Origin of the sequence: Thermoanaerobacter sp. CM-CNRG TB177 (genome assembly GCF_018588165.1) — a bacterium.
Lineage (GTDB): Bacteria > Bacillota > Thermoanaerobacteria > Thermoanaerobacterales > Thermoanaerobacteraceae > Thermoanaerobacter > Thermoanaerobacter thermocopriae.
In genome coordinates this window covers 1-2,615 of sequence record NZ_JAFCAC010000017.1, presented here as the reverse complement: position 1 = coordinate 2,615, position 2,615 = coordinate 1, and the positions used below count along the sequence as shown (strand labels likewise).

The 2,615-nt window shown below is 31.9% G+C and carries 3 protein-coding genes and 2 pseudogenes; all 5 read left to right on the top strand.

Annotation, left to right across the window (positions count from 1 at the left end):
• The first annotated feature begins 119 nt into the window (after positions 1-119).
• The gene (amrS, locus tag I4N53_RS01085) at positions 120-1,121 is read left to right on the top strand and encodes an AmmeMemoRadiSam system radical SAM enzyme (RefSeq protein WP_214495377.1); all 1,002 of its coding nucleotides are present in this window, start codon (positions 120-122) and stop codon (positions 1,119-1,121) included.
• Positions 1,122-1,244: 123 nt separating this feature from the next.
• The gene (locus tag I4N53_RS01080) at positions 1,245-1,472 is read left to right on the top strand and encodes a hypothetical protein (protein WP_214495376.1); all 228 of its coding nucleotides are present in this window, start codon (positions 1,245-1,247) and stop codon (positions 1,470-1,472) included.
• Positions 1,473-1,538: 66 nt separating this feature from the next.
• Entirely contained in the window at positions 1,539-1,877 is a 339-nt protein-coding gene (locus I4N53_RS01075) for a hypothetical protein (protein WP_214495375.1), read from the top strand.
• A gap of 229 nt (positions 1,878-2,106) precedes the next feature.
• Positions 2,107-2,572 (top strand): annotated as a pseudogene (locus I4N53_RS01070) (recombinase family protein).
• Positions 2,553-2,615 (top strand): annotated as a pseudogene (locus tag I4N53_RS12590) (transposase); the annotation flags it as partial. The pseudogenes I4N53_RS01070 and I4N53_RS12590, both read left to right, overlap by 20 nt.

The window sequence follows — 2,615 nt, the reverse complement described above, 5'->3', positions numbered from 1 at the left end:
GGGAATAGGCACTCTCTGAAAGGGCGGACTATAAATAGCCCAGCCTTCTAAACTAGTGCAGTTTTGCACAGTTTAGATGACCAGGGAGGAGCCATTTCTCGGTTTAAGTTGATGGAGAAATGGTGTCTTTTACTATGTTAAAAGAGGCTATGTTCTATAAAAAACTAGAGAATAATGTTGTAGAATGTTTATTATGTCCTCATAATTGCCGTATAAATGAAGGAAAGTACGGAGTCTGCAATGTGAGAAACAATATAAACGGAATATTAGTGACCGAAAATTACGGTACTATCACCTCTGCAGCATTAGACCCAATTGAGAAAAAGCCTCTTTATCACTTTTATCCCGGCAGATATATATTTTCAGTAGGGACCTATGGCTGTAATTTGAAATGTAAGTTTTGTCAAAATTGGGAGATATCACAACAAAGGTTAAAAGGCGAATACGTCCTGCCAGAACAGGTAATAGCTGCTACAAAAAAGCAGAGAGATAATATAGGGATTGCTTTTACTTATAACGAGCCTTCCATATGGTATGAATACGTATATGACTGTTTAATTGAGGCTAAAAAAGAAGGTTTAAAAACCGTTCTTGTCACAAATGGATATATAAATTTAGAACCTTTAAAAAGTTTATTACCTTATGTGGATGCCATGAATATAGATGTAAAAGCCTATACAGAGGATTTTTATAAAAAAATTTGTTCTGGAAAGTTGCACCCCGTCTTAGAAACTGTTGAACAGGCTTCAAAACACTGTCATGTGGAGGTTACAAATTTAATAATTACTGATTTAAATGACAAAAAGGAAGAGATAGAAAGTTTAGTAAAATGGCTTTCTCAAATTGACAAAAATATTCCTTTGCATTTTTCAAGGTATTTTCCAAATTATAAACTAGATAATCCACCTACTCCTTTGGATACACTCCGAAGAGCTTATGAGATAGGGAAAAAATATTTAAATTTTGTCTATGTAGGAAATGTCATGGGATTCGACAACAATACCTATTGTCCTTATTGTGAAAATTTGCTTGTTAAAAGAGATTATTGGCATGTTAAGCTAGTAGGTTTGGAAGGGAGCAAGTGCAAAAAATGTGGAAACAGTGTAAATATTATAAATTGAAAGGGCGTAAAAAGCCCATTTTTTGTTGTGAAGGATGCCGACAGGGCCCCTGCCGGAGTAACACTATTATTGCAATATTCATATATTGTCTTTAGATTACGTTTTTGAGGAGGGAACAATATAATGGATGACATAAAGAAAGAATTTCAAAAAGCTCTTGAAATATTAAAAAATGCGATGGAATTGTCTTTTAAAGAATACAAAAAAAATCCGTCTAAGAAGAATGAAATAATTGGACTTTGGGAATATACATTAGGTGAATTTTTTCAATATTTTTACAAAGTTAGTGAAAAATACGATGCAAAAGACTTATATAAAGCAATAACAAAAGTTATGATTTTTGGGAAATAACACATTAAATCATATAAAAAATTATTGGACAAAATATTAATGAAACCAAAGGGAGGAGGAAGGGATATGGGAATTTTGAAATTTCTTTCCTCCAGAAAATTTTACTGGGGGATTGGAGCAGCTGCATTAGGTTTAATGCTCTTCCCGAAAGCCCAAAAAAACATGAAACCATCACTGGAAAAAAGCGTTAAAGAATTGCAAGAAGTTGTAAACAAACTTGCAGAATTTTTTGATAATAGGAGACAAATCTTAATTGAAACAGTTAAAAACAAGATGGAAGAGTTAAGAGAGCAAGAGAGTCAGAAAGAAGAAATAATTAAGCAAAAACAACAAGCACTACAGCAATTAGAATACCTTAAAAATAAGATACAAACTCTTGAAGAGCAGATAAAAACATTAGAATGATAGTTTTGCTCAACCGATAAGGTTGAGCTTTTTGTAAAAGTATGAAAATTTATTTGTTGCTATTGATTTTTTATAATTTAGAGGTATAATAGTAAATGTAATGCGTTACACACTTTATTAGATATGTCTCTGAAAATCAATGAAAAATATTATGTAATCTGTTACACAGGAGGTTATAACAATTGGCGATAATCGTGCAAAGAGTATAATTTTAATTATGTGATGATAGATGTTGTTAAGTATGCAAAAAGTAAGAGAAATATACTCGATTAGTCGAAGGACACTTATAAACTGGGAAAAAGAAGGATTAATTACTCCTCTTAGAACTCCAAAAGGTATAAGAAGGTATAGAAAAGAAGACATAGAGAAGTTATTAGGTATGATAGAAGAAAAACCGAAATCCAAAGTAGTTTTGTATACAAGAGTGTCCACAAAGAAAGCTTTTGAACAAGATAAAAAAAGGAGAAGTTGAAAAAGTTGTAATAGAATATCCGGATAGACTAGCAAGATTTGGTTTTAAATATCTTAAGTTTTTTATGGAAAGCTTTGGGGTGGAGCTTATAGTTTTAAACGGGAAAGAAAACGAAGAAGATGTAAATAAAGAACTAGCAGAGGACTTAATAGCAATAGTAACATCTTTCGCAGCAAAAATTTACGGACAAAGGAGCAAAAAACATGATAGTGATACAGGCTAAACTCATTTTTCTAAATCAACAAGACAAACAAATAGTATTAGAC

What these genes read in the sequence shown, in the direction of transcription:
- amrS (WP_214495377.1), top strand. Translation starts at nt 120, where the DNA reads ATGGTGTCTTTTACTATGTTAAAAGAGGCTATGTTCTATAAAAAACTA.
- I4N53_RS01080 (WP_214495376.1), top strand. Translation starts at nt 1,245, where the DNA reads ATGGATGACATAAAGAAAGAATTTCAAAAAGCTCTTGAAATATTAAAA.
- I4N53_RS01075 (WP_214495375.1), top strand. Translation starts at nt 1,539, where the DNA reads ATGGGAATTTTGAAATTTCTTTCCTCCAGAAAATTTTACTGGGGGATT.